Origin of the sequence: Rhodococcus sp. BP-349, assembly GCF_019835845.1 — a bacterium.
GTDB lineage: Bacteria > Actinomycetota > Actinomycetes > Mycobacteriales > Mycobacteriaceae > Rhodococcoides.
The window spans coordinates 935,471-961,277 of the sequence record NZ_JABUDR010000001.1; the positions used below are offsets into that span (position 1 = coordinate 935,471).

The following is a 25,807-nucleotide window of genomic DNA, read 5'->3' on the forward strand; positions in this document are numbered from 1 at the left end:
GACCATGACCGACAAGATCAGCATCGACACCGTCCTCGTCGCCAATCGCGGTGAGATCGCCGTGCGCGTGATCCGCACCCTCCGGGAGATGGGAATTCGGTCCGTCGCAGTGTTCAGTGAACCCGACCGGCATGCCCGCCATGTCGCGGAAGCCGACACTGCCGTGCTCCTGGGACCCGCGGCGGCGCGGGAGAGCTACCTCGCCATCGACAAGGTCATCGACGCTGCGACTCGCACCGGCGCGCAGGCCATTCATCCCGGGTACGGGTTCCTCTCCGAGAACGCGGAGTTCGCCACCGCCTGCACACGTGCCGGCATCGCCTTCCTCGGTCCCGACGCCCACGCCATCGAGGTGATGGGTGACAAGATCACCGCGAAGAACGCGGTGGCAGAATTCGGCGTGCCCATCGTTCCCGGCATCGCGGAACCAGGACTGACGGACGATCGGCTCATCGCCGCAGCCTCCGACATCGGATACCCCATACTGGTCAAACCTTCCGCCGGCGGCGGCGGTAAAGGTATGCGGCTGGTCGAGAACCCGGACGATCTGCCGGCGGCGCTGCGGAGCGCCCGGCGTGAAGCGGCCTCCTCCTTCGGAGACGACACCCTGTTCATCGAACGCTTCGTTCTCCGTCCGCGTCACATCGAGGTGCAGATTCTCGCCGACCGTCACGGCAACGTCGTCCATCTCGGCGAACGTGAATGCAGTCTGCAACGGCGGCACCAGAAGGTCATCGAGGAAGCCCCGTCACCCCTGCTCGACGAGGCGGCGCGCGCTCGTATCGGCGAGGCCGCCTGCAACACGGCCCGGAGCGTGGACTACGTCGGGGCCGGCACGGTGGAGTTCATCGTCTCCGCCGACGCCCCGGACGAGTTCTTCTTCATGGAGATGAACACCCGCCTTCAGGTCGAGCATCCGGTCACCGAGATGGTCACCGGTCTCGACCTCGTCGAGTGGCAGGTGCGCGTCGCCGCCGGAGAGGAACTGGGCTTCGGTCAGGACGACATCACCCTCACCGGGCATGCCATCGAGGCTCGCGTCTACGCCGAGGATCCCAGTCGCGGATTCCTCCCGACCGGCGGCACGGTGGCCGACGTGGCCGAGCCCTCGGGACCGGGCGTGCGTGTCGACTCGGGCTTGCAGCCGGGCACCATCGTGGGCAGTGACTACGACCCCATGCTCGCCAAGGTGATCGCCCACGCGGACGACCGCGCCTCGGCACTGCGGAAACTCGACCGCGCACTCGCCGAGACAGGCGTCCTCGGCATCGTCACCAACATCGACTTCGCTCGCTTTCTTCTGGCCGACCCGGACGTGGTGCGCGGCGACCTCGACACGGGACTGCTCGACCGCAGGGTCGACGATTTCGTTCCCCCCGACGCATCCGACCTCGACATCGTCGCGGTGGCGGCATTTCTGTGGCTGCGGCGGTGGCCGGCCGACACGTCCGGAGATCCGTGGGACCGCCCCACCGGCTGGCGCATGGGCGGTCCGGCGCGGACCACGGTCGCGCTCTCCGCTTCCGGGCGCGAGGTGCACGTCCACATCACCGGTGACCCGGAGAACGCTCGCGTGCAGATCGACGACGCGGATCCCGTGCTGCTGTCCGCATCCCTCCACCGGAACATCGTGACCGCCAACGTCGGTGGACAGCGCTCGTCCCATCGAGTCGCCGAGGTGGACGGCACCATCTGGTCGGCCGGCGCCGACGGCACCATCGCAGTCCGCGAGATCGACGAACGTGGCATCCGGGAAGACGATGCGCAGGAGGGCGATGCCGATGTCGTCAGTCCCATGCCCGGAACCGTGATCGAGGTCGGCACGACGACAGGAAGCGAGGTCACTGCAGGGCAGACGCTTGTCGTGGTGGAGGCCATGAAGATGGAACACGCACTGACTGCACCGATCGACGGGGTCGTCGACATCCTGGTCACGGCGGGGGAGCAGGTTCGCGTGGACCAACCTCTCGCCCGAGTGTCACCCCACGGCGCAGCTGACTGCGGCGAGGACCTCCTGGCGACGTGACGAATTCGGTGGACCACTCGTCGGCGCGAATGGTCGCCGTGCGACAGGTAGTTCGAGGAGGGGTGACTCGACACCTCAGGCCGTGCCCCGCATCTTCCCGCGCACGACGATGACTCCCACGACGAGCACCAGAACTGCGACGACGAGGGCTGACGGCCCGCCTCGGGGGAGCGAGGTGAGAACCGGTGCCGCCGTGAACAATGCGAGACCCAGCGGGGGCAGGGTGAGGAGTCCTACTCCCGTTCCGTACCAGAGGTCCTCCACCTTTTCCCAGTCCGGCCTGGCCTGGACAGACTCCTCCAGTCGGACGAGCACGATTCCGAGCGGTGCAGCGACGAGCAACCACAGCAGCGGAGACGTCGGCAGCCCCGGTCGGCCGAGAAGTGCGTCCGTGATCAGAGTGGCGCCGAGGTAGGCGGGCAGAAATGTGCTCACCGCCAGAACGATGCCCAACGTGGTGTCGGTGGGTTCGTCACCGGGGGGCGAACCGGCAGGTGGGGTCGGGTCGGAACTCACGTGTCGACGCCTCCCCGTGGGTGCGGCCGACGGTCGTCGCGAGAATGGGGGTTCGTCGACACGAGCAGGACCCGGGCCGGTGCGTCCCCGACGCTGCGGACCGTGTGCGTCGTGGACGACGAGAAGTGGAGCGCGTCACCGGGTTCGAGCGGCACTCCTTCGTCGCCGACGGTCACTTCGACCGAGCCCTGCAGGAGGTACAGCCATTCTTCGCCGTCATGGCGAGCCTCCGGTGCGTGCGACGTCGGTGGGATGGTCAGCAGTACTGCAGCGAGACCGGGATAGTCGCCGGACAGGGTCGTCATCGCACCGTTGACGGTGTCACGGGGTACGTGTTCCGAGGTCCGCACCACATGGAACCTCCCGGACGGCTCCTCTGCCACGAGCTCGCTCAGCGTGAGACCGAATGCCCGCGCGAGTTCGATCAAGGTACCCACCGAGGACTGCCGACCCCCCGACTCGATCCGAGAGAGCTGCGTCGTCGACAATCCGACCCGGCTCCCCAGAACTGCCAGGGTCCACCCTCGCTCGCGGCGAAGCCGTGCGACTCTGCGTCCGATCCAGTTCTCGTCGGTCGGGTGCGCTGACATGTCGATCAGGGTAGTTGTTCGGCGCACACGCTGTTGCCTCACTGGCGAACAATGTGCCTCTCGGGTTGACGCACCGTCTGTTCGCCTGACATGGTCGACGGCGCGTGCCCGTCGGAAGATCGGAGTTGGCGATGACCGATGACGACACGGGTCGGCGTCACGGTGGTGGTTCACTCGTTCCTGCACCATCCGCCCTCGCCGCGGTAGGCGTGGGCACAGCGGTGCTGGCGCTCGTACTCCTCGGGCTGAATCTGCGCGTGGTGTTCGGCAGCGCGTCCGCGACCATGACGGAGATCAGGCAGGACTACGGCCTCGGGGCAGGCTCCGCTGCACTGGTGACCACGGGTCCGGTCCTGTGTCTCGGTGTCTTCGCCCTGGCCGGTCCCCGACTGCTTCGGCGATGGACCGTGCCGGTCGTCCTCACCGGGTGCCTGGTCGCGGTGTCGGTCGGAACGGCGCTACGAGGTGCACCGTGGTGGTCGTCGCTGGTGTTCGGCACTGTGGTCGCGGGGATCGGTGTCGCGATCGCCAACGTGCTCGGCCCCGTTCTGATTCGACTTCTCTTCCCGCATCGAATCGGATCGATGACAGGACTCTTCACGGCGCTGGTCAGTGCCAGTGCGGGGCTTGCCGCCGGGGTGACCGTGCCGATCGACTCGGCGTTGTTCCACGACTGGCGCGTGACGCTCATGGCATGGTCCATTCCGTCCGCACTCGCGGTGGCGGCGATGGCGTTGCTCTCGTGGCGATATCGAGTTGTCGCCCAGTCTGCGACGGCCGGGACTCGCACTGCTGCAACGACACCGGTGACCGATTTGGTGAGATCCCCCGTCGCCCGCGCCGTCACCGGATTCATGGGACTGCAGTCCCTGTTGGCCTACTCCTTGATCGCGTGGCTCCCGACCGTGTACCGAGATCGCGGGATGGCCCCCGACCATGCTGGGCTCGTTCTGACATCGTTGTCCGTCTCGAGTATCGCCACGGCGCTCACCGTCCCTGTCCTCGCTACGCGCCTCCGCCGTCAGAGCGCGCTCGCTGTCACTGTCGTCGCGTTGTCGGTGGCCGGGCTGACGGGAGTCCTCGTCGGCGACACGGGCATGGCGACGGTGTCGGCCGTCCTGCTCGGACTCGGTCAGGGCGGCCAACTCTCGCTCGCTCTGACGTTGATGAACCTTCGAAGCCGCAGCGCAGCGACGACCACGAGTCTGTCGACCATGGCCCAATCGATCGGCTATCTCGTCGCGGCGCTGGGGCCTGTCGTATCAGGAGCGATCCACGGTGCGACGGGCACATGGACCGTTCCCCTCGTGGCACTCGTCGTGGTCACGGTCCCGATGGCCGTGTGCGGATGGGTGGCCGGCCGCGACACACCTGTGCGAGACACCCCGTCCGAGTCACCGCTCGCGTCGTAGTACGGACTCTTCGAGGATGGTCCGCAGAGCACCCACGGAGGAGGGGGGTAGTGGACGGGCACACAGGGTGATCGCCTCGGCCGCGGACACACCGAGTGCACGCAGCACACTCGATGCCATGGCGTCCACTGCGGCCTCGTCGTCACGCTCGGGATGCTCGGTGAGCAGTCGACCGAGCGCGAGCATGGACCCGGACACCAGGGCCAGTGCGACCTCGGCATCCTCGATCACGAAGCGACCCGAGTCGGCCCCAGCCCTGATGTCCCGTAGCGACCGCGGCGCGAGTCCGCTGTGGGGCGAACTCAGCAGTATCGATGCGGAATTGAGCAGGACCCGGCTGAGTTCGGGTTCGAGCCGAAAGAGCCGTCCGGTCAACCGGAAGGACTGGGTGAACATCTCGACGGGGTCGGTCAGGTCGACGGTCACGGTGTCGAGATAGGCGCCGACAGATTCGAGTGCGTCGTCCACCGCCGCGCGGAACAGGTCTTCCTTGCTGTCGAAGTGGTTGTAGAACGAGCCCATTCCCACGTCTGCGGCCTGCGTGATCTCGAGGACCGGAGCATTGAACCGCCCCTCGGCGACAAACGTCTGCGCGGCGCCGACCAGCGCGGCGCGGGTGCGCGCCTTGCGGCGTTCGAGCCGGTTGACCTGTGTCATGACTGACCTGCCTCTCGTGACCGGCGTGATCGCAGTCTGCAGGCGTCACGGGGCCGCGAAGTCTGGACGACACCTTGACTGCGATCGTCATCATAGGTGACGATACCGTCACCGCCGTGAATCGATGGGCTGCGAGGCTCGCGACGACGCGACTCCCACTACGCGAGGAACACCATGCTTCGAACGTCTCCGTCCGGTTCTGCGCGCCATCTCCCCGCTGCTGTCGGGCTCGCCCGGGCAGCGATCGGCATCGCCCACATGATTGCGCCCACTCGCGCGAACGAGCTGCTCGCCGGACCTGATGCGGCGCTCGCCACGACCCGTGCGGCGGCCCGTACCTTCGGTGTTCGGGAGATCTACATCGGCGGAGGATTGTTCGCGGCGACCCGGCACGCACCGGCGGCCGTGCGCACACTGCTCCGCGCCGGAGTGGTGGTCGATGTGTGGGACACGGCTGCGTTCGCGGGTACCGCACACCTGCCGACGAGAACGCGGGCGGCCGGATGCATCATCGCCGGGGGCTTCGCCGTCGCCGGCGTCCTGGCCGAGATGCAACTGGACAGGTGACGGTCGACTCACGGTGGACATCGCACACACCCTGAAGGCGGCGAGCATCACGGCGCTGCGACTGTACAACCGGCTCGATATCTCAGTGGCGCAACCAGTTCCGGACACCCCCGTCCTCTTCGTCGCCAACCACGGGTTCGGTGGGATCGTCGATCTGAACGTGTTCGCCTTCGCGGCTGCCTACGACCGACTGGGGCTCGACAGGGCGCTGGTCACCCTGACCCACCAGATCGCATGGACGCTGCACGTCGAGAAGCTGATCGAACCGTTCGGTGCCAGGCCCGCTGATCGTCGGACCGCTCTCCGAGCGTTCCGTGAGGGCAACAATGTTCTCGTCTTCCCCGGCGGCGACCTCGATGCTCTGAAGTCATGGAGACAGCGCGACGACATCGTGTTCTCCGGGCGTACCGGTTATGCCCGTCTGGCGATCGAGGCGGGGGTGCCGGTGGTACCGGTCGTCACTGCGGGAGCGGGGGAATCGTTGTTCGTGTTCGGCAGTGGCACTCGGCTGGCAAGGGCGCTCGGAGTGGACAGACTCCTCCGTCTGAAAGCGCTGCCGCTGTCGATGTCCGTTCCGTGGGGTCTCAATCTCGGCCTGGTCGGGCTCCTGCCCTATTTCCCACTACCGACCAAGCTGGACACGTCGGTACTCGCACCCATGAGTCCGCGGCCGGAGGAGTCGGCAGAGAGCTTCGCCCACCGGATCCACACTGCGATGCAGAACGAGCTGGACTCCTTGACGGCCGATCGCAGGCCCGTGATCGGCTGAGCGCGCGCCGGCGGTCCCGGCCGGCTACTGCGAGGATCCCGACGTTCGGCGGGGAAGCAACTGAGGAATCCTGTCGACCAGCTCGAGTGCCACATCGGGATCGGCGCCGTCGAACACTGCAGCGTGAATTCCGCGCATCGCGCCGGTGACGAGTCGCGCCGCGTCAGCGATGTCGATGTGACGGTCGATCTGATCGGTGTCGGCTGCGCGACGGAGCAACTGATCGATCGCGCGGACGAAGTCGTCGTGCCATCCCTCGGCTGTTCCTTCGCTGCGGGGCACGCCGACGTTGCGGAACAGCACGTGTGTCGCGGGGGTGCTGTAGATGGTGGCGGCGGCCACGTGGAGGAACGACCCCAGTTGGCCCAGAGCGTCCTCCGGCCATCGTGCCTGCTCGGACCGCGCTGCCATGCGCTCGATCAGTGTGGTCGCGGCGTCGTTCACCGCCGACTGGAAGAGGTCGCTCTTGGTGGGGAAATGATGGAAGGCGGTGCGGGGAGCGAGCCCGCACTGCTGCGCCACGGCCTCGATGGTGATGTCGCCGTAGTCGGCGTGCCTCAGGAGCTCCTGCGTCGCGCGGACGAGTCGGGTCGTCGCCGGCCCCGGGTCGTCCGCTTCCTCGGACGCGGCCCACCGATAGAGAGTGGTGGTGTGGACACCCAGAGCCGCAGCGACAGCGGACGGGCTCTCTGTTCCGGTGAAGGCACGTTCCACGGCGTCGCGACGGTCGGCCGCAGTGAATCTCGAGACCCTGGCCATGGTCGTGACAGTACAGTCCTCGTCGGATCGAGCTGCGGAGGGAACACCGAGGTCAGCGGAGCAGCCGGGCCACCGCGGGCAACAGTATGCGAGCCGGCGTCAGTGACGCTGCGCCCGCCTGGACGACGTTCATGCGACCCGAGATCACGTGTGGACGTGACGTTCTGGCGTCGAGAGCGCGCATCGCTGTGGCGACGACCTCAGTCGGTGACTGGTACGAGCCGGTGACCGCGGCAGACTCGCCGATGACGTCGAAGAACTCGGTGCGCGTCGGACCCGGGGCGAGTGCGAACACTCGGACACCGTGGCGCCCGGATTCGTACCACAGGGACTGGGTGAAGCTGAGGACGAACGCCTTGGCTGCGGCGTAGACGGCCAGGGTGGGAACGGGTTGGAACGCGGTCGTGCTGGCGACGTTGACGACGGATCCGGTGCCGCGGGCGATCATGTAGGGGACGAAGGCGGAGCAGATGTCCACCACCGCTGCGACATCGACCGCCACGAGCCGTGCGAGATCGTCGGCGTCGTTGTCGACGAAAGGGCCTTGAACGGCGAAGCCGGCGTTGTTGACGACAAGATCCAGTGTCTCGGGAACCAGGTCTCGCAGTCGACGGCCGGCGGCCGGTTCCGACAGATCGTGGGAGACCGTACGGCAGTGGACACCGTGCGCGCGTTCGAGTTCGGCTGCGAGAGCGGTCAGCCTGTCCGTCCGCCGGGCCACCAGCACCAGGTCGGATCCGCGAGAAGCGAGAACCCTGGCGAACTCGGCTCCGATGCCGGAGCTCGCGCCGGTCACCATGGACCGCGCCGGTCGGAATCGATCCCGCGAGCGGCTCATCGTCGGGTGTCCGTCACCTGGTGTCCGCGCTCGGTGGCGGACCGTCGGGCGAACTCCTCGTAGGAGGTGGGTTCGCGTCCGAGCAGTGCGGGCAGCACGGTCAGGTCGCCGGCGGGGAGTCCGTGTCGGTCGTAGTGCGCCATCATCGTGCGGTACGCCTCGCGGGCGTCGTCCGGCCAGTCGTTCATGCCGCGGGGATTGGCGGCCGCGCCGACTCCCCGAACGAGGTGACCGGCGGAGTGCAGCCCGGTCGCCCGGACGGCCTCGACGAGAATCGGTCCCAGCGCGGGCAGGGCCGCCGTCCTGTGTCTCAGCGACGACGGTGGGATGCGGAAGGCAGTCACACTGTGGCCCAGCACCGTCGACCAGATCGCCGCCATCTGGTGGCGTGTCAGTTCGACGGTGCTCAGGTCGTAGGTGCGCCCGGTGTGGGGGGCCGGATCGAGCGCGATGGTCGCGGCGACGCCGGCGACGTCGGCGACGTCGACCACTCCCATGACGCTGTCCGGTGAGACCGGGTAGGGCATGACGCCGGCGAGGAGCAGGTCCCACACCTCGAGGTAGTTCTGCATGTAGTGCGACGGTCTCAGGACAGTGGTCGGCAGTGCGCTGTCGAGCAGCATCCCCTCCGCGAGGTCCTTCTGTCGGTGGTGGGTCAGCTCGTGCAGGTCGGGGTGAATCACCGAGTGGAACACGATGTGCTGCAATCCATGTGATGGACCGGAGGTGATGAGGTGCTCGATGATGGGCCGCTCGTCGATGACCTGCGTGGGTGCCGCGTGGTACAGGACGGTCGCGCCGACGAGCGCCGTGTCGAGCGTCTGCGGGGATCGCAGGTCACCGACGACGACCTCCGACGCGCCGTCCCGCCGCGTCGTCCGAGCCTGGTCGGCGTTCTTCACCACCGCGCGCACCGATGTGCCTCGTCGTGCCAGCTGTCGGACGAGCAGCCGTCCGACACCGCCCGCGGCACTGGTCACTGTGATCATGAGATCCCCCTCCGACGACGGCATCCGGCTCCGGATGCTTTAGGCGAATATTGCATGATGAGTGCAAATAGCGCAAGACTCTCGACGTGCACGTCCGGGTGTGCGGGCCAGGAAGTGTGCACCTCTGCTCCGCTGAGGAGCGGGTGCTCGACAGGTGGTGGCGGTGGCAGCCCGCGCGGTGTCGCTGAGTGGACCATGCTCGTGGTGACCGAGCGCACAAGTCTCCACACTGATCGCGTCCGACGGCACCCGCCGTCATTTGCACAGGTTCGAGGAGTTGACATCTATGGTGCCACGCACGCAGAACGGCACGCCTCAGGCGGAGGACGCGACAGAGCTGGCGCAGGGGAGCCTGAACGTCGCCCACATCGTGTTCATGGTGATGGCCACCGTCGCACCCGCCGGTGGCGCGGTGGCGATCCTGCCGCTCGCGTTCGGTCTGGGAGTGGGACTCGGCACGCCCGGCATGTACGTATTCGTGGTGGTGATCATGCTGTTGTTCGCGGTCGGATTCACCCGGATGGTCCCGTACGTGCAGAACGCCGGTGCCTTCTTCGCGTACATCGTCAGAGGACTCGGTCGTCCGGTCGGACTGGCCGGTGCCTACATCGCCAGCAGTGCGTACATCGCCCTCTCCGTCGCCACGGGCGGCGCCATGGGATTCTTCGCCGCCGGCAGCATGAACAAGCTGGCGGGCATCGATCTTCCGTGGTGGATCTACACACTGGCCGGTCTGATGATCACGTTCCTCCTGGGATACCGAAAGATCACTCTCGCTGCCGGAGTCCTGGGCGTCGCTCTGGTCATCGAACTGGTGGTGATCCTCGTGCTGGACATCGCCATCATCGCGCGGAACGGGTTCGGCAGTCTGCCGCTGGAATCCTTCAGCCCGAGTGAGGTCTTCGTTCCCGGAGTCATCGGCGTCGCGATGATCTTCGCGTTCTCGTGCTACCAGGGTTTCGAGGGAACGGCCATCTACGCAGAAGAGGCACGTGATCCCCAGCGCACGGTTCCACGAGCGACCTACATCTCCATGGCCTGCATCGGACTGTTCTTCGTCCTGACGTCGTGGGCCTTCCTCGCGAGCTCGAGCGGCGCGACGGCTGCGGCGGCCGCGAGTCCGGGCACGTTCGTCTACGACCTCAGTGACGAGTTCGTCGGGCCGGCGTGGACCACGACACTCGAGGTGCTGATCGTGACCAGCTGCTTCGCCGGGATGCTCGCGTTCCACAACGCGGCATCGCGCTACCTCTTCGCGCTGGGTCGTGACGGGTTCCTGCCGCGGTCGATGCGAACGTTGCATCCTCGCCATCAGTCTCCTGTCGTCGCCGGCTCGACGAGTTACGTGATCGAGACGCTCGTCATCGTGGCCTTCGCCCTCGCCGGTCTGGACCCCCTGACGAACCTCTCGTCGTCGCTCACCGGTTTCGGCGCTGTGGGTCTGATGGTCCTGATCACCACCACCTCGCTCGCCGTACTGGTGTTCTTCGCGCGGCAGCGCCAATTCGGTTGGGCTCGAACCGTTGCGCCGACGCTGGCCCTGATCGGTTTCGGCACGATCACGTACTTCGCGCTGTCCAATTTCCCGGCCATCACCGGCACCGATTCAGCAATCATCAACGGGTTGCCCTTGCTGCACGTGGTCACCATCGTGGTCGCGATCGGGGTCGCGCTGCATGCGCGGAGAAACCGACCGGAGTCGTACGCCAATATGGGACGCACCCTTGTCGACTGACGCCGTCTCGGTCCGTGACGCGACTGCCGTTCGGTACGGCTACGCGGACACCCCACTGGGGCAGCTGCACTACGCCGAAGCCGGCTCCGAGGGCGTCCCGCTCATCTGCCTGCACCAGACTCCGCGCTCCTGCGACGAGTTCGCCGAGCTTCTGCCGCTCATCGCGTCGTCACGTCGCGTGATCGCCATGGACATGTACGGATTCGGCCACTCGGCCACACCGTCAGGGCCGCAGTCGATCGAGCAGTACGCGTCGGGTGTCCTGCATCTGGCCGACGCGCTCGAACTCGGCCACTTCTCGGTCCTGGGCCACCACACGGGGGCCGTCGTCGCGGTGGAGGTCGCGGCCGCTGCCCCCGGGCGCGTGCACGCCGTGGTGCTGTCGTCCCCGTCGTTCACCGGACCCGAGTACCGCGCCCGTCACCGGGACGGGCCCTCCGTCGACGTCGCGGAGAGAGACGACGACGGAGGCCACCTGCTCACATGGTGGAACCAGCGCGCGCCGTACTACCCCGCGCATCGTCCCGATCTTCTCGATCGCTTCGTGCGCGATGCTCTCGCGCCCGGAGTCGATCCCGCGGAGGGCCACAACGCCTGCGCGCGGTATGTCATGGAGGACCGCGTCGCCTCGGTGTCCGCGCCGGTGCTCGTCCTCGGCGGTGACGCGGACCCGTTCTCGTTCCCCGATCTGGAGGTGATGCGCCGCAGCCTGGTCACTGCATCCTCCGTCGAGGTCGCGGTCGTCGAGGGCGGAACGATTCCGATGATGGAGCAGCTGCCGGCGGCCGTGGCCGGCGCGGTCACCGCTTTCCTGAACGGCCGGACGACCGTGGACCGCTGAGCAGAACCTTCGACTGCACGCACGACAACTCGCTGGTTGTGTGGGCAACACACGCCGGCGCATCGCAATCCGAGCCGGCGACATGCCAGGAAAGGAACCACCCGTGCGCAACCCGCTCTTCGATTCCCTGACCGCCGACGAGATCAGCCTCGTCTCCGCCGTCGTCCGCCGTGAAGCCATCGCTGCAAGGCCTGGATTCGCCGCGGTCTACACCGACGAACCCGACAAGCGACTGCTCCGCGAAGGCCATCGCATCCCTCGTCGCGCACGGGTTCTGCTCGTCGACCGTGCGTCCGGCACGACGCACGACGTCGTCGTCGATCTCGAGGCGGAGGCAGTCGTCTCCTCCGAGGTGATCACGGACGGCGCAGCACCTGTTCTCCTCGACGAGTTCGATCTCGCTCCCGAGCTGATCAAGCAGGATCCGCGCTACGTCGCCGCGTTGGCTCTGCGCGGCATCACCGACATGAGCAAGGTTCAGATCGACCCGTGGGGTGTGGCCAACATGGCGGTTCCCGGCGTGCTCGACTACGACGTGGAAGGCCGCCGTCTCGCGGGATCGGTGTCCTACTACCGAGACTTCCCCGACGACAACGGTTACGCGCATCCCATCGAAGGCGTGATCGCCGTGGTCGACCTGGTCGCGATGACGGTTCTCGACGTCCACGACTTCGGCGTGCGGCCGATGAACATCGATCAGGCCAACTACACCGCGGACGCCAATCAGCCGATGCGTTCGGACATCGCCCCTCTCCACATCACACAGCCGGACGGCGTCGGATTCGTCATCGACGGCAAGGAACTGACCTGGCAGAAGTGGCGGTTCCGGATCAATTGGCATCCGCTCGAGGGTCTGGTCCTGCACGCAGTGGAGTACCGGGACGGCGACGACTACCGCTCGGTGCTGCACCGCGCGTCTCTGGGGGAGATGGTCGTCCCCTACGGAGATCCGTCCCCGGAGCACTTCTGGCGCAGCGCTTTCGACGCCGGTGAGTTCGGCCTCGGAAAGCTCGCGAACTCCCTCCGACTCGGGTGCGATTGCCTGGGCGAGATCGTCTACCTGGATGCGCTCAATGCCGGCGAGAACGGCGAGCCCACGACGATCGAGAACGCCATCTGCATCCACGAGGAGGACGCCGGCATCCTGTGGAAGCACACCGACTGGATGACCGGCAAGGTGGACGTACGTCGCTCGCGTCGACTGGTCATCAGCTTCATCGCCACCGTCGGCAACTATCACTACGGCTTCTACTGGAACTTCTATCAGGATGCGTCCATTCAGATGGAGGTCAAGCTGCTGGGCATCGTGCAGACTCGTTCCGTCGAATCGGGCGAGACGTCGGCGCACGGCACCCGCATCGCCGAGAACCTCGTGTCCAGCTATCACCAGCATCTGTTCTCGTTCCGGTTGGACACCGAGATCGACGGGTGGGAGAACACGGTCGTGCAGAACGACGCCTACGGAGTGCCGGTGGGGCCGGACAACCCGTACGGCAACGCGATCGGCGTCGAGAAGACGATCATCGACCGCGAGCTGACCGGTGACGACCACACCAACCCGCAGTCGTCTCGCAGTTGGTCGGTCGTGAACACGTCGAAGCGCAATGCATGGGGAAATCCGGTGGGGTACAAGTTCCTGCCCGGCTGGTCCTCGGCGACGATGTTGGCACAGGCTCCTTCGCTCATCGCCGCGCGCGCCGGATTCGCCACCAGGAACATGTGGGTGACGCCCTACTCTCCCGCCGAGATGCGCCCCAGCGGCGATTTTCCCAATCAGAGCCGATCCGGCGACGGACTGCCCCGGTGGACTGCGGAGAACCGCGCGACCGACAACACGGACGTGGTCCTCTGGCACACCCTCGGTGTGACGCACATTCCGCGCGCCGAGGACTGGCCGGTCATGCCGACCGAGGTGGTGGGCTTCCATCTGTTGCCGGTCAACTTCTTCGACAAGAACCCGGCACTCGACGTGCCTGCCACGTCGACGGCCCACACCGGCGGTACGTCCGACGACGGACCGTCATGTCACTGACGCATCGACCGGGCGACACGATGGTGCATTCTGTCGTCGGGCGCGAGAAGACCACGTCGCCGGTCGATCTGGCCGTCGCTGCGCTCCCCGCAGTGGCCGTCCTGTGCTTCGGAGTGCACGTCGCGCTGCTGCTGGTGACGGGGACGTCGATGCTCGGGATGGTCGTGCCGATGCTCGTACTGTCCGGGCTCTGCGTGGTGTTCACGTGCCGCAAGGGCAGCGGCACCTCGCTCCGGGGACACCTGGTGACCGCGGGCTTCGGGATCGCGATGCTCGTGGTCCATTCCGTGACGATGCACTCGGCGCCCGGGCACTCGATGGCGGGCCACGAGAATTCCGCAGGCATGGACCACGCGGCGATGGGACACACTGCCGCGGACATGGCGGAGTCCGGGAATCTGATGGCCACGGGACTGGTCGGTGGTCCGATGCAGGCCGGCCTGGTTCTCGCGGTGGTGCAGGTCCTGGTGGCAGTGGTTGCAGCCGTTCGTGTCTCGCGCTCGTCGCGTTGACCGAATTCCTCTCCACGACGGCCGACGGTCCGAGTCGAGGTACCGGCTCCGTCGCCCCCGCAGTGAGTGCACCGTCCGGAACGACCCGACGTCGTCTGGTCGTTCTGCTCGGCGCACTCACCGCGCTCGGACCGTTCACGGTCGACATGTATCTGTCCGCCTTCCCGTTCATCGCGGCCGAGTTCGAGATCTCGGAGACGGCGGTGCAGTTCACGCTCACCGGCACGTTGCTCGGATTCGCGGCCGGCCAGCTGGTGATAGGTCCGCTGTCGGATGCGATGGGTAGGCGCCGACCTCTGATCCTGGGCTCGGCGCTGCACGTGGTGGCCTCGCTGGGCTGTGCCGTCGCACCGGGGATCGAGACACTCGCGGTGCTGCGGGTGATCCAGGGTTTCGGAGGTGCGGCGGGCGCCGTCCTCGCCATGGCCGTGGTGCGAGACCTCTACGACGGCGGAGCCGCCGCGGCCATGCTGTCCCGGCTGATGCTGGTGATGGGCGTGGCACCCATTCTCGCCCCCTCGATCGGGGGCCTCGTCGTCGATGTGTCGACCTGGCGGGTCATCTTCGTCGTGCTGGCGGCATTGGGGCTGATTGCAGTCCTGGTCGGCGTGATCGCGATGCCCGAGACGCTGCCTCCTGGTGCACGCCAGAAGGCGGGTGCGCGCAGGGTGATGAGGAACTATCTGGCACTGGGCTCCGACCGCGCATTCCTGTCGATGGTCGTGGTGTGCGGTCTGGGACGGGTGGTGATGTTCTCCTACATCTCGGCGTCTCCCTTCGTCCTGCAGGGCAGCTTCGGTTTCACGCCGTACCAGTTCGGGTGGGCCTTCGCCGCCGGCGCGGTGGTGCTGATCGCCTCGTCGCAACTCAATGTCGTTCTCGTCCGCCGGTGGCCGACGCGGACCGTGCTGCAGTCGGCTCTGGTGGTCGGCGCAGTGGTGGCGATCGCGTTCGTCGTCCTGGCGGCGACCGGTGCCGGCGGGGTGGCCGGATTCATCGTCCCCGTCTACCTGATGCTCGCAGTGATGGGCACGGTTCTGCCGAACGGCCCCGCACAGGCGATGTCGGACAAGAGGGCTGTCGCCGGCACCGCGGCGGCGGTCATCGGCGGTGTCCAGTTCGTGTGTGCCGCCGCGGCGGCTCCGGTGGTCGGACTCCTCGGAAACGATGCACTGGCGGTCGCGTCGATGATGGCGTTTGCTGCGTCGGCCGCCGTGGTGCTCGCTGTGGTCGGTCTCCGTTCGCAGCCGCGGCAGCAGTAGTCATGTCCAGCAGTAGTCACGTCCAGCAGTAGTCACGTCCAGCAGTAGTCACGTCAGAAACAGTCATGTCAGAAGGAGATTCGATGTCCACCACACTGTCGACGGAGTCCGCACGCGCGGCCTTCGTACCCGAAGGGGACTACGAGCAGTTCATCGGAGGCGAGTGGGTGCGCTCCCGTGACGCCTTCGACGCAGTCGACCCCAGCGTCGGCAGCCCCTGGGCGGTCCTGCCACAGGGGACGGCCGCCGACGTCGAGTCCGCTGTCGCGGCGGCCGGTCAGGCGTTCACGCTGTGGCGCAGGACGACACAGGAACAGCGACAGGCACTTCTGTTGTCGATCGCCGACCGATTCGAGTCTGACGGTGCCCGCTTCGGCGCTCTGCTGGCGACCGAGAACGGCCGACCCGTGCGGGAGGCGGGCATCGCCGACATCCCGACTGTCACTGCGATCTTCCGGTTCTACGCAGGCGTCGTGCGCGCCTTCAACGGCGAGCAGATTCCGCTGTCGAACGCCGACACACTGCTGTACACCAAGCGTGAACCGCTCGGTGTCGTCGCAGCGATCATCTCGTGGAACTCCCCGCTGATCACCTTCGCGAACAAGGTGGCACCGGCACTCGCCGCGGGTAACACCGTGGTGGTCAAGCCGTCCGAGTACGCCTCCGCGAGCATTCTGGAATTCACCCGCCTGATCGCCGATCTGCTGCCGGCCGGGGTGCTCAACATCGTGACGGGCTTCGGACCCGAGACGGGCGCAGCTCTGGTCTCTCATCCGGGCGTCGCGAAGATCTCGTTCACCGGAGGGCCCGAGACCGCGCGGGCGATCCTCGGCTCGGCGGCGCAGATCCTTCGCCCCAGTCTGATGGAACTCGGTGGCAAGGGACCGATGATCGTGGCTGCCGACGCCGATCTCGATCTCGCTGTCCAGGACGCCCTGATGGGGATCTATCTCGCCAACGGGCAGGCGTGTATAGCCTCGTCGCGGTTGCTTCTGCACGACGACATCCACGACGACTTCGTCGACCGGTTCGCGGCGGTGGCGCGAACGATCAGGGTGGGCGATGCGACCGACCCGCGCAGCGAGATGGGCCCACTGGTCTCGCGTCGTCAACTGGAGCTGGTCAGCGCTCACGTCGCGAAGGCGCGCGCCGAAGGTGTGTCGGTCGTCGTCGGTGACGAACCACTCGAGCTCGACGACTCGTTACGCGAGGGTTTCTACCACCGACCCGTGTTGCTGGCCGATCCGGAGGGACGGTCGACGATCGTGCGTACCGAGGTGTTCGGCCCGGTCACGGTCGCGGAGCGATACCGCACCGACGACGAGGCGATCGCGCGCGCCAATGCATCGCCGTACGGCTTGGCTGCCGGGGTGTGGACCCAGAACCTGCGCCGAGCGCACCAGTTCGCCGATCGTCTGAACGCCGGGATCGTCTGGGTCAATCGCTGGTTCGACCTCCCGCCCGGTATGCCGATGGGTGGCCGGGGTGACAGCGGATTCGGACGTGAGCTCTCGTTCGAGACCCTCCGGGAGTACACCGCGGTCAAGTCCGTCAACATCGATCTCGGGGACGCGCGGCCACCTCTGTGGGGTCTGACCGGCCGATAGAGACCGGGTGGTCGGCGGCGTGATTGGCTGTGTCCATGAGCGCCGCCGACGGTTCCACGGACAGTGACACCGATCAGTCCACCCGCGATCGACTGCTCGACGCTGCCATCGACATCGCCGGCGAGACGGGTCTGCAGGCGGTCACCTACCGCGCTGTGGCGGCCCGTGTCGGAATGGCGCACGGATTGGTCCGACACCATTTCGGTACCCGTGAGCAGTTGCTGGTCGAAGCGTTCCGGCGGGCGGCGACCCAGGATTCCGACCAAGCGGGACTGGCGGCGAACTCGATAGACGAGTTCGCCGCCGGTCTGGTCGAGACCTTGAACGGGTCCAGGAGGCGCCAGCTGCTGCAGTACGACGAGACCACCCAGGCGGTGCGTGGGAATCTGCCGATCGAGAACGTGCGCGGACTGTATCGGCGGTACACGGCCCAGGTCGGCGGCACACTGCACACTGCGGGTGTCCCCGATCCGGACGGATCGGTGTCCGGCCTGGTGTTCTCGGCTCTGGATGGAATCGTGCTGCAGCACATGATCTTCGCCGACGACGACCGCACGTCGCAGTTACTGGAACAGTTGCGAGAGGTGCTTCGGCGGATGGTGAGGTGACGATCGGTCAGTGACCGGCCGTGAAGTCCGTGTCCACGCCCAGCGGGCCGATCTTCTGGGATCCGCCCGGATCTCCGATGGGCTCCTCGCGTCCGGGCAGCGGCTCGGCGAAGAATGCGATCGAATCCGCCAGGAACTCGGCGAGCTCGGGATCCTTGCGCGCTTTGCGGTCGACGAAGACGGCGTCCACGGGACATTCCACCTCGCAGGCACCGCAATCGATGCACTCGTTGGGATTGATGTAGCTCCGCCGGTCCCCGATGTAGATGCAGTCCACGGGGCAGACTTCGATGCACGACCGGTCCAGCTGGTCGATGCAGTTGATGCCGATGACATAGGACATGGTCGGTTCCTCCTGGTGATGGTGGGTGTGAAGCTCAGGCGCCGTCGGTCGAATGACCCGGAAACAGAACGAGATCGGGATCGAGATCCACCGCGACATGGTTCATCGCGGTGGCGACCTCTCCGAATCCGACCGACATGAGCTTGACCTTGCCGTCGTAGTCGGTGACGTCGCCGGCGGCGTAGACACGGGGAAGGTTCGTCCGTCCCGATCGGTCCACCGCGATCGAACGACCACGAAGTTCGAGGTTCCACTCCTTGATGGGGCCGAGATTGCTGATGAAACCCAGCGCGGCGATCACGTGGTCCGCAGCGACGACGGTCTCGGCGCCGCTCTTGGCGCGCAGGGTCACCTCGGTGAGCACGCCGGCGTGCCTGTCGCCGACGAGACCGATCACCTCCGTGTCGGTGTGAATGGCGACCTTCCCCGAACGCACACGGTCGAGCGTCGCGGCATGGCCCCGGAACGTGGCCCGGCGGTGGACCAGGGTCACCGACCTGGCGATCGACGAGAGAGCGTCCGCCCAGTCGAGCGCCGAGTCACCGCCTCCGACGATCACCACGTCCTGATCCGTGTGGACGGTGGGATCGACGACGAAGTAGGAGAGTCCCGAACCCAGCCATTCCGTGCCCGTCTCGATGGCACGCGGCGTCGGCGTGCCGATGCCTGCTGTCAGCACCACGGCGCCGGCGCGGATCACGGTGCCGTCGTCGAGAGTCAACACCGGTGTACCGTCCTCGTGGCTCAGGTCGACGGTCTGACGGCCGAGCATGTAGGTCGGTTCGAAAGCGTCGGCCTGCTGCACGAGGTTGGCGACGAAATCCCGGCCCCGTATCGAGGGCAGCGCAGCGACGTCGCGAATCTGCTTCTCCGGGTACAGCGCCATCACCTGGCCCCCCGCTTGGGGAAGGGCGTCGATCACCACAGTGTCCAGGCCGCGAAAGCCGGCGTAGTACGCGCCGTAGAGGCCGGTCGGGCCGGCCCCGACGATGGCGACATCGGTGGTGACGACCGGTGGCTGAGAGGTCATCGGTTCTCCTTGGTTCTGGTTGTCTCGCTGGACGGTAGGTGTGACCGGCAGAGACAGCGCAGCACGGGATCGCTGAGCGGAACCCGGCCGGCGCAGTGGCCGGGTCGCCTCGAGATCTCGGTAGGTGAACCGCTTCGATTGTGGGGCCGGTCGGCGGGTGGTGTCCTGTGGCCACTCGGAGCGCTCTGTCCACGGCGGTCGCTCCGCCCGACACGACTCGAACTGCACCTGGAGAACACATATGAGTGAGACGCGAGAGGCGACGCCGGCGCGGAAGAAGAAGGAGGGCAACCTCCCGGGCCGCCAGGACTGGTCGAGTTGGCCCCTCTACCAGGCGGCCGGTGCCGGCTTCCGAGGGTACTGGTACCCGGTCGCGTTCTCGTCGAAGGTCGGTGAGCGCCCCCTTCGCGTCATGCTGCTCGGTGAGGACCTCTTCGTCATCCGCGACGGCGGGGTGGTCCGCGGCATGGCCAACCGGTGCCCTCATCGCGGTGTGCCCCTGAGCTACGGGAACAAGCAGTTCCCGGGAACGATCTCCTGCGTCTACCACGGGTGGACGTTCGATCTCGAGTCAGGCGATCTCAAGGCTGCGATCACGGACGGCCCGAAGTCGCCGATCTGCGGCAAGGTCACCCAGCCGACGTACCACGTCGAGGAGCGTCTGGGGATGGTGTGGGTGTTCGTCGGAGACGGCGAGGAACCGCACCCGATCGACGAGCAGTTGCCCGAGGAGCTGGTCGGCAACGCCGCCGTGATCGGAGCGCGCATCCAAGCGCGCGAGGGCAACTGGCGCTTCGCCTGTGAGAACGGATACGACGAGGGTCACGCCAAGTATCTGCACAGAACTGCGCTGTGGCGTGTCTTCAAGTCGATGCCGGTGTGGAACACCACCAAGATCGTCAAGCGTGGACGGTGGATCTATCGCGTTCAGCTCGAACAGTTCTGGGATGCGGACTTCCCCGGGCTGGGGAAGTGGAGCAGCCAGGCCTGGTACAAGACCAAGCCTCCGAAGACGACCACCAACATCGGTAACACCGGCTCACACCGTGAGGTGAACGAGGTGATCGCGGCACAGGAGTTCCCGGGCTTCGCATCGGTCAGCATGCCGGGCGTCCTGCGGATCGCCTATCCGACCTTCATCCACTACGAGTTCTACGTGCCGGTCGACGAGGACAACCACCTCTACGTCGGAGTTCTCGCGGACTTCAAGAAGGGGTGGCGGACGATCCCCTTCTACTTCAAGTATCTGGGCGCCGTCCGATGGTTGTTCCACGGGCAGTTCTCCGGCCAGGACAAGTGGATGGTCGAGGTGACCGACGCACCGCCGGAGAAGCTGTACCGCCCGGACGACTCACTTCTGCAGTGGCGCAAGCTCGCCGAGGACACCACCGAGGACCGTATCGACGCTCTGGCCGACCAGGGCATCGAGGTCTCCGGGCCGGCCTGACCGCACCTCACCCATCCGAATCTCGACCGAAAGGAGCACCCTTGTCCATCGTGCTGGGCGTCGGGGCATCCCACTCGACACTGATGAACACCCATTGGGACCAGGTGGTGCACACCGAGCGAGCCGAGGCGTTCCGAGCCGGCCTCACGGTGGCTCGCGAGCGCATCGTCGAAGCACGCCCGGACGTCGTCGTCCTGGTGGGGTCCAACCACTTCCGCGGCTTCTGGCTGGACCTCATCCCGTCGTTCACCCTCGGCGTCGGCGAGGTCGTCGCCGCCGGTGACGGCGGAACACCGAAGGGCCCGCAGAAGACGGATCCCGAGTTCGCCCGCGCTCTCGCTCAGCGCCTCGTCGACGCCGGTACCGAAGTGGCGATCTCTGCGCGCCTGCAGATCGACCACGGGCAATCGCACGCGATCCAGTACCTGCTCGACGGGATCGACGTACCGGTCGTACCGCTCGTGGTGAACGTCTTCGCGGCACCTCTGCCGACGCTTCCCCGAGTCGCCGAGCTCGGCCACAACATCCCCGAGGCAGTCGCCGCCATCGGTGATCGACGCGTCGTGGTCATTGCCTCGGGTGGGTTGTCCCACCAGTTACCGTGGCCGAGCGACTGGACGGCCCCGGACGGTGAGGACGAGGAGTTCCTCGTCGAGGCTTGGTTGAACGGGCGCGGCGAGTGGGAGCGATACGACAAGCGCCGCCGAGAGATCATCGTCGGCGCCCAGCCGACCATCTTTCCCGAGTTCGACGAGCAGTTTCTCCGCGATCTCGAACTCGGTGCGTTGGAGCAGTACACGCAGTGGACGTCGGAACGGATCGCGGAGAACGCGGGTAACGGCGGGCAGGAGCTGCGGACCTGGTTGCTCATGGCCGCCGCACTCGGTTTCGCGCCGGGGAAGGCCCTCGCGTACTCACCGATGCCGGAGTGGCTCACCGGAATGGGCGTGGCCCTGATCGAACCGGATTCCTCGCGAGAAGAGATGACGTCATGACTGTCGTATCGCCGGTCGCGGCAGGGACATCGCCCGCCGCTTCGGCACCCCCGGAAAGCCACTTCGTCGACGCGGACGGTGCCACCTACCACTACTACGACATCGGTACCGGGCAGGACACCCTCTTTCTGCACGGTGGCGGCCCCGGATGCACCGCATGGAGTGACTTCGGTCCTGTCGCACCGTATTTCGAGGCGGATCGGCGCTGCATCCTGGTCGACATCCTGCAGTACGGGCAATCGGAGAAATGTCTGATCACCGGTCCGATGTGGGACTTCCATGCGGCCAAGACCGTCGCGCTGATGGACGCACTCGGCATCGAGCAGGCCGACTTCGTCTGCAACTCCTGGGGCGGAACGATCGCACTGAATCTGGCGGCGCTCTATCCCGAACGTGTTCGCTCGCTTGTGATCACGGGAAGCATGCCGGTGTTCTACGGTCCACTGGCCCCGCTTCCCGAGCGCGGTCATCGGGGACGAACGGCTCGTGACGTCTACTACGGCGGCGAGGGGCCCACCCGGGAGAAGATGCGGACACTGATCACCCGTCTGGAATGGTGTGACGCCGATCGTCTCCCCGAGGAGACCCTGGACATGCGCTACCGGCAGAGCCTCGATCCCGAGGAGACAGCGCTCGCCGCGATGTCGGACAGCCCGCGCGGCGACTGGCAGGACCTGACCCGGCAACTGGGCCTGATCGAGGCGCCCACCCTGTTCATCTGGGGGCGTGAGGACGCATTTCTCACGCCCGACTACCCGATGATGTTGGCGCGCATGATCAAGCGCGGCAACCTCCACGTGATGGACAACGTCTCGCACCACCTGCAGGAGGAGCGCCCCGCTGCGTATCACGCGGTGGTCGCAGGCTTCTTCACCGCCAGCCGGCACACCTGACCGACAAGAAGAGGACACCGTTGTGAAGTTCGTGTACATCCCTCTCGCCGCCGCTCTGGCGGTGGGCGCGCTGCGTCGGCTGAGCGACCGAGTCGCCACCCACCAGCGCGTCGTCCCCAATCCGTTGGCCCACGTCAACACCCAAGTGCATCGCATCAATCAGTAGTACGCACACCTCTCGGTAGGAGCAACGATCATGACACAAGAACTTGCACAGACGATCTGGACAGAGCTCGCGGGGCTGGACTTCAGCGTCGGCACCGTGAACGCGGGTGGTGTCCCCACTCGATCGCTCAGGGCCGGCAACGGTGCCGAGCACGTCGTGTTCCTTCATGGCACCAGTGGCCACCTGGAAGCGTTCGCTCGTAACATCAAGCCACACGCGGAGCGCTACACCGTCCACGCGATCGACATGCTCGGCCACGGCTACACCGGGAAGCCGGACCACCCCTACGAGATTCCGCGCTACCGGGATCACCTTCTGGCGTACTTCGACGCGGTCGGAATCGACAAGGCGCACATCGGCGGAGAATCGCTCGGTGGGTGGGTCGGCGGTCGGACTGCGATCGACAACCCCGACCGCGTCGCCTCGTTGCAGATGATCGCCGCCGGCGGGACGGTCGCGAACCCGGAGGTCATGGAACGCATTCGCACCAGTACCCGCAAGGCCGTCGAGACTGACGACGTCGAGCTCACCCGGCGCCGTATGCAGCTGCTCATGCACGATCCGGCGAACGCGACCGAGGAACTGGTCTCGGTCCGCCACACCATCTACCACCAGCCCGACTTCGTCGCCGGCATCGACAACCTGTTGTCCTTGCAGAATCTCGAGACCCGGTTGCGGAACATCCTCACACCCGAGGACCTCGCACAGATCACCGTTCCCACCCTGGTCGTGTGGGGTCGCAACAACCCGTTCGGGGATATTCCGGAAGCGACCGCGATGCACCAGAACATCGCCGGATCCGAACTTCTGTTGTTCGACAACTGTGGCCACTGGCCGCAGCGGGAGCACGCGGACGAGTACAACGCGGCCAGTCTGGCGTTCCTCGAGAAGCATCCGATCGCATGAGTGGAACGATGCGAGCGGCCCGGGTCCACGCCTGGGGACAGGCGCCGGTCGTGGAGGACGTCGACGTGCCGGTTCCCGGCCCGGGGGAGGCCCTCGTCCAGGTGGAGGCGGCCTCGGTCGCGCACCTCGACGTCACCGTCGCCAGTGGTGAGTTCGGCATCAAGCCGACCCTGCCCTACACCGGAGGCGTGGAGGGGAGCGGCGTCGTCGTCGAGTCGGCCGCCTTCCCACCCGGCACCAAGGTCGTCCTGCGCGGCGGCGGACTCGGACTCTTCAAGAACGGGACCTGGGCCGAGTACGTGGTCGTCAAGGACAAGGCGTTGGTCGAGGTGCCCCACGGTCTGTCACCCGAGGTCGCTGCGACGTTCTGGGTCCCGACGACGACCGCGCACACCGCACTCGTCGACGTCGGCCGACTGGGATCCTGGTTGCCCGATGTCGGCAGCGCTTCCGAGGAACACGTCATCGTGGCCGGTGCCGCCGGGGCTGTCGGCTCGATGGTCACCCAGCTGGCCCTGCGACACGGAGCGACCGTGACTGCCCTGGTGGCCGACCACGAGCAGGCGTCGCGGGTCGCGGACGGTGCCACCGCCGTGGTCGCCGACGACGACGAGCGATTCGCCGAACTTGCCGAGCAGCGCCCGGCCACCCTGCTGGTGGACACCCTGGGCGGATCGGATCTCGTCGTCAGATCGCGGTGGGTTCGTCCCGGTGGCCGCGCGGTGTCGATCGGATACGTTGCCGGCAACGACGTCTCGATCGGGCTGTCGAACTGGCTGCTCGACGATGTTGCGCTGCTGCCGGTCAACATGATCCGGCGTGAGGAGTCGGCGCGTGCCGCGGTCCCCGAGCTCGCCGCCCTGCTGGCCGCAGGAGAACTGACGCTCGACCACGAGACCTTCTCGTTGGACGAGACCGGGATCGCTCTCGACAAGCTCGGTGCGGGAAAGGTCCGTGGACGAGCGGTGGTCGTTCCCCGGTGACGACAGGGAGCAGGGGGACCGCCACCGAGGAGATCGTCGAGCGTGTTCTCGCACAGGTCACTCGAGAGCGTCTGCTCACCGCCGTGCGAGCGATGGTGGACATCGCCAGCCCCACGGGCGGGGAGGGGCCGTTGGCCGAGTGGATCGCGTCGGATCTGGCGGCGGCGGGGGTGGAGGCCGAGGTCCAACGTCTCGACGCCAGCCAGGCGAATGCCGTCGCCACCATCCGTGGTGGTGACGGACCGTCCCTTCTCCTCTATGCCCCGATCGACACGTTCACCACCGGTGATCCCGCACTCGACATTCCCGGCGCCGCTGTGCGGTGGCGGTCGGATCTCGCGCCGCGGTCCGTGGTCTCGGGCGACATCGTCGAGGGCCTCGGAGCCGGTAACCCCAAGGGCCACGGCGCTGTGGTGCTGGCCGTGCTGCATGCACTGCACGCGGCCGGCATCACCCCGCCCGGAGATGTCCTGGGAGGCTTCGGGGCCGGCGGTATGCCGAGCTTCGCGGTCTCGGGGGTCGGTGCGCCGGACCGCACGAACACCGGTCACGGGGTCGGCGCAGGGTTCATGCTCGAGCGCGGTCACGCCACCGACTTCGCCGTCATAGCCAAGCCCGGGTGGACCGTTCTGCACGAAGAGGTCGGGTTGGTGTGGATCGACGTGACCGTGCAGGGTCTGCACACCTACGTGGGCAGCCGCCACCGGATCCCGTACAGCAACGCGGTCGCCTCGGCCGGCCGTGTGGCCGTCGCCCTCGAGGACTGGCTCGAGGACTACGCGGTGCGCCATCGGCACGCGACGATGACGCCGCAGGGAATCGTCTCGTCGATCAGCGGCGGGCTCGAACGGTTAGCGGCGTCGACTCCCGCGGCAGTGACGCTCCGGCTCGATCTTCGGCTGACCACCCAGCAGACTCCGGCCACGGTGCTGCGGGAAGTACGCGCCATGCTGGCCGGTGTGAGTGACCAGCTCGGGGTGGCGGTGTCGGCACGGCAGGTGGCTGCCGTTCCCGCGACGCACACCCGACCCGATTCACCGGTGATCCGGGCGGCTGTCGAGGCATTCGAGACCGTGTCCGGTGCACCTCACGAGATCGTCGTGGACAACAGTGGAGCAACCGACGCGAACATCCTCCGGATGCGGGGCGTGCCCACGGCCCGCGTCGGTATGCCGAAAGTAACTGCGACACCCGATGGTTCGGACATCGACTTCACTCGGGGGATGAATCTCGTCGCCCTCGGCGACATGAGACGCCTGGCCGAGATCCTGATCCGCACCGTCTTCCTTCTTCCCACCGCGGGCGACCACAGACCCACGTGACA

General features: G+C 66.8%; 26 protein-coding genes. 18 read left to right on the forward strand and 8 right to left on the reverse strand.

Annotation, left to right across the window (positions count from 1 at the left end):
• Nucleotides 1-4 precede the first annotated feature (4 nt).
• Nucleotides 5-2,026 carry an acetyl/propionyl/methylcrotonyl-CoA carboxylase subunit alpha gene (locus HQ325_RS04415; RefSeq protein WP_222626876.1) on the forward strand — a complete coding sequence of 674 codons (2,022 nt, stop codon included), beginning with the start codon at nucleotides 5-7 and terminating at the stop codon, nucleotides 2,024-2,026.
• A 75-nt stretch (nucleotides 2,027-2,101) separates the two neighbouring features.
• Here HQ325_RS04415 and HQ325_RS04420 read toward each other — a convergent pair whose 3' ends face one another.
• Nucleotides 2,102-2,461, reverse strand: coding sequence for a hypothetical protein (locus HQ325_RS04420; RefSeq protein WP_222626877.1), 360 nt, complete (start codon nucleotides 2,459-2,461; stop codon nucleotides 2,102-2,104).
• Between the two features lie 77 nt (nucleotides 2,462-2,538).
• On the reverse strand, nucleotides 2,539-3,132 hold the full coding sequence (locus HQ325_RS04425; protein ID WP_222626878.1) for a helix-turn-helix domain-containing protein: 594 nt from the start codon (nucleotides 3,130-3,132) through the stop codon (nucleotides 2,539-2,541).
• 131 nt (nucleotides 3,133-3,263) lie between these two features.
• Between HQ325_RS04425 and HQ325_RS04430 the strand changes: the two genes are divergently transcribed.
• Nucleotides 3,264-4,544: an MFS transporter gene (locus HQ325_RS04430; RefSeq protein ID WP_222626879.1), complete on the forward strand. Its 1,281-nt coding sequence runs from the start codon at nucleotides 3,264-3,266 to the stop codon at nucleotides 4,542-4,544.
• On the opposite strand, the gene HQ325_RS04435 is transcribed toward HQ325_RS04430, so the two are convergent.
• Nucleotides 4,527-5,201, reverse strand: coding sequence for a TetR/AcrR family transcriptional regulator (locus HQ325_RS04435; protein ID WP_222626880.1), 675 nt, complete (start codon nucleotides 5,199-5,201; stop codon nucleotides 4,527-4,529). The two genes, HQ325_RS04430 and HQ325_RS04435, sit on opposite strands and share 18 nt — an antisense overlap.
• A gap of 174 nt (nucleotides 5,202-5,375) precedes the next feature.
• Here HQ325_RS04435 and HQ325_RS04440 point away from each other — a divergent pair, with 174 nt between their 5' ends.
• Both HQ325_RS04440 and HQ325_RS04445 read left to right on the forward strand, forming a co-directional pair.
• Complete coding sequence (locus tag HQ325_RS04440) at nucleotides 5,376-5,768, forward strand: hypothetical protein (RefSeq protein WP_222626881.1); 393 nt, start codon at nucleotides 5,376-5,378, stop codon at nucleotides 5,766-5,768.
• Nucleotides 5,769-5,781: 13 nt separating this feature from the next.
• Nucleotides 5,782-6,537 carry a 1-acyl-sn-glycerol-3-phosphate acyltransferase gene (locus HQ325_RS04445; RefSeq protein ID WP_222626882.1) on the forward strand — a complete coding sequence of 252 codons (756 nt, stop codon included), beginning with the start codon at nucleotides 5,782-5,784 and terminating at the stop codon, nucleotides 6,535-6,537.
• A gap of 24 nt (nucleotides 6,538-6,561) precedes the next feature.
• On the opposite strand, the gene HQ325_RS04450 is transcribed toward HQ325_RS04445, so the two are convergent.
• From HQ325_RS04450 to HQ325_RS04460, 3 genes are read right to left on the reverse strand one after another with little or no spacing between them, the layout of a single operon-like run.
• Nucleotides 6,562-7,296 carry a TetR family transcriptional regulator gene (locus HQ325_RS04450; RefSeq protein ID WP_222626883.1) on the reverse strand — a complete coding sequence of 245 codons (735 nt, stop codon included), beginning with the start codon at nucleotides 7,294-7,296 and terminating at the stop codon, nucleotides 6,562-6,564.
• Between the two features lie 52 nt (nucleotides 7,297-7,348).
• Entirely contained in the window at nucleotides 7,349-8,134 is a 786-nt protein-coding gene (locus HQ325_RS04455; protein ID WP_222626884.1) for an SDR family oxidoreductase, read from the reverse strand.
• A complete protein-coding gene (locus tag HQ325_RS04460) occupies nucleotides 8,131-9,123 on the reverse strand; it encodes an NmrA family NAD(P)-binding protein (protein ID WP_222626885.1) in 993 nt (330 codons plus the stop codon). The genes HQ325_RS04455 and HQ325_RS04460 overlap by 4 nt, the downstream gene beginning before the upstream one ends.
• A 286-nt stretch (nucleotides 9,124-9,409) precedes the next feature.
• Between HQ325_RS04460 and HQ325_RS04465 the strand changes: the two genes are divergently transcribed.
• The 7 genes from HQ325_RS04465 to HQ325_RS04495 all read left to right on the forward strand — a co-directional run bounded on the left by HQ325_RS04465 (nucleotide 9,410) and on the right by HQ325_RS04495 (nucleotide 17,720).
• The gene (locus HQ325_RS04465; RefSeq protein ID WP_222626886.1) at nucleotides 9,410-10,858 is read left to right on the forward strand and encodes an APC family permease; all 1,449 of its coding nucleotides are present in this window, start codon (nucleotides 9,410-9,412) and stop codon (nucleotides 10,856-10,858) included.
• Complete coding sequence (locus HQ325_RS04470; RefSeq protein ID WP_261777661.1) at nucleotides 10,848-11,699, forward strand: alpha/beta fold hydrolase; 852 nt, start codon at nucleotides 10,848-10,850, stop codon at nucleotides 11,697-11,699. The genes HQ325_RS04465 and HQ325_RS04470 overlap by 11 nt, the downstream gene beginning before the upstream one ends.
• 103 nt (nucleotides 11,700-11,802) lie before the next feature.
• Nucleotides 11,803-13,731: a primary-amine oxidase gene (locus HQ325_RS04475; protein ID WP_222626888.1), complete on the forward strand. Its 1,929-nt coding sequence runs from the start codon at nucleotides 11,803-11,805 to the stop codon at nucleotides 13,729-13,731.
• On the forward strand, nucleotides 13,722-14,243 hold the full coding sequence (locus HQ325_RS04480) for a hypothetical protein (protein ID WP_222626889.1): 522 nt from the start codon (nucleotides 13,722-13,724) through the stop codon (nucleotides 14,241-14,243). Before HQ325_RS04475 ends, HQ325_RS04480 begins: the two co-directional genes overlap by 10 nt.
• Nucleotides 14,240-15,505, forward strand: a complete 1,266-nt coding sequence (locus HQ325_RS04485) for a multidrug effflux MFS transporter (RefSeq protein ID WP_261777663.1) — start codon at nucleotides 14,240-14,242, stop codon at nucleotides 15,503-15,505. The genes HQ325_RS04480 and HQ325_RS04485 overlap by 4 nt, the downstream gene beginning before the upstream one ends.
• Before the next feature lie 83 nt (nucleotides 15,506-15,588).
• On the forward strand, nucleotides 15,589-17,112 hold the full coding sequence (locus tag HQ325_RS04490; RefSeq protein ID WP_222626890.1) for an aldehyde dehydrogenase: 1,524 nt from the start codon (nucleotides 15,589-15,591) through the stop codon (nucleotides 17,110-17,112).
• Between the two features lie 35 nt (nucleotides 17,113-17,147).
• Nucleotides 17,148-17,720, forward strand: a complete 573-nt coding sequence (locus tag HQ325_RS04495; RefSeq protein WP_222626891.1) for a TetR/AcrR family transcriptional regulator — start codon at nucleotides 17,148-17,150, stop codon at nucleotides 17,718-17,720.
• 7 nt (nucleotides 17,721-17,727) lie between these two features.
• On the opposite strand, the gene HQ325_RS04500 is transcribed toward HQ325_RS04495, so the two are convergent.
• On the reverse strand, nucleotides 17,728-18,063 hold the full coding sequence (locus HQ325_RS04500) for a ferredoxin family protein (protein ID WP_222626892.1): 336 nt from the start codon (nucleotides 18,061-18,063) through the stop codon (nucleotides 17,728-17,730).
• Between the two features lie 34 nt (nucleotides 18,064-18,097).
• Complete coding sequence (locus HQ325_RS04505; protein WP_222626893.1) at nucleotides 18,098-19,093, reverse strand: NAD(P)/FAD-dependent oxidoreductase; 996 nt, start codon at nucleotides 19,091-19,093, stop codon at nucleotides 18,098-18,100.
• 241 nt (nucleotides 19,094-19,334) lie between these two features.
• Here HQ325_RS04505 and HQ325_RS04510 point away from each other — a divergent pair, with 241 nt between their 5' ends.
• The 7 genes from HQ325_RS04510 to HQ325_RS04540 are packed head-to-tail and all read left to right on the forward strand — an operon-like array spanning nucleotide 19,335 to nucleotide 25,805.
• Nucleotides 19,335-20,540: a Rieske 2Fe-2S domain-containing protein gene (locus HQ325_RS04510; protein ID WP_222626894.1), complete on the forward strand. Its 1,206-nt coding sequence runs from the start codon at nucleotides 19,335-19,337 to the stop codon at nucleotides 20,538-20,540.
• Between the two features lie 50 nt (nucleotides 20,541-20,590).
• On the forward strand, nucleotides 20,591-21,535 hold the full coding sequence (locus HQ325_RS04515) for a catechol 1,2-dioxygenase (protein ID WP_308014344.1): 945 nt from the start codon (nucleotides 20,591-20,593) through the stop codon (nucleotides 21,533-21,535).
• Entirely contained in the window at nucleotides 21,532-22,428 is an 897-nt protein-coding gene (locus HQ325_RS04520; protein ID WP_222626895.1) for an alpha/beta fold hydrolase, read from the forward strand. The genes HQ325_RS04515 and HQ325_RS04520 overlap by 4 nt, the downstream gene beginning before the upstream one ends.
• Before the next feature lie 22 nt (nucleotides 22,429-22,450).
• Nucleotides 22,451-22,594, forward strand: a complete 144-nt coding sequence (locus tag HQ325_RS04525; RefSeq protein ID WP_222626896.1) for a hypothetical protein — start codon at nucleotides 22,451-22,453, stop codon at nucleotides 22,592-22,594.
• Between the two features lie 30 nt (nucleotides 22,595-22,624).
• Nucleotides 22,625-23,500, forward strand: a complete 876-nt coding sequence (locus tag HQ325_RS04530) for an alpha/beta fold hydrolase (protein ID WP_222626897.1) — start codon at nucleotides 22,625-22,627, stop codon at nucleotides 23,498-23,500.
• Nucleotides 23,497-24,483, forward strand: a complete 987-nt coding sequence (locus HQ325_RS04535; RefSeq protein WP_261777666.1) for an alcohol dehydrogenase catalytic domain-containing protein — start codon at nucleotides 23,497-23,499, stop codon at nucleotides 24,481-24,483. Before HQ325_RS04530 ends, HQ325_RS04535 begins: the two co-directional genes overlap by 4 nt.
• Nucleotides 24,480-25,805, forward strand: coding sequence for a M20 family metallopeptidase (locus HQ325_RS04540; protein WP_222626898.1), 1,326 nt, complete (start codon nucleotides 24,480-24,482; stop codon nucleotides 25,803-25,805). The genes HQ325_RS04535 and HQ325_RS04540 overlap by 4 nt, the downstream gene beginning before the upstream one ends.
• Nucleotides 25,806-25,807 lie beyond the last annotated feature (2 nt).